1 protein-coding gene is annotated in these 604 nt (G+C 31.8%); it reads right to left on the reverse strand.

Annotation, left to right across the window (positions count from 1 at the left end; genetic code table 11):
* Positions 1-604 (reverse strand): phage tail family protein (locus tag KQ486_RS14210; RefSeq protein ID WP_216688004.1); only part of this gene is annotated, 604 nt, incomplete at both ends.

Consider the following 604-nt stretch of genomic DNA (forward strand, 5'->3'; position numbering starts at 1 on the left):
ATTCGTTTCGGTACTTATTTCAACACCGTTTTTATAAACTCGGAAGCTATCATAAACAATTCTGTCTCCAGCTTTTAGTTTGATCCCTTCGATTTTCATTATTTCAGCATGCGTTAAATTCCATACAAACGATTCTGTATCTTCGCCTAAAATAATTGTTATCTTTTTATACATGTTGAATTGGTCGTTAGGAGCACTACCATGATAGTAAACTGTACCTTTGCTCAAATTTTCAAATGTATACTTTCTTTTGTCTCCGCCTGCATGCCAATCAATATTAAAATCAAACGACCACAATCCAACCTTTTTGTTTTCTTCTAACTCTAGGCTTGTTCCAATACTTTCACCGTATGGTAATTCTGTAGTTTCGAATTTTAGTTCAAAAGAAACTTTATTACCTTTTTGTTTAGGGTTTATAACTCCGTTAAAAATAACTTTATACTGTTTACCATTTACATAAATTTGTTGATCGTGTCTTGAATATTCATAATCCGGGAAGTTGTTTTTATCTAATTTCACGTAATCATCAGAAATTGGTTGAGTAAACCTGTAATTCAACTCTTCTTTTCTTCTTATTTCTCGCAAATACATAGGTTCTATGTCT

Source organism: Allobacillus halotolerans, from assembly GCF_018967645.1.
GTDB classification, from domain to species: Bacteria; Bacillota; Bacilli; order Bacillales; family Alkalibacillaceae; genus Allobacillus; species Allobacillus halotolerans.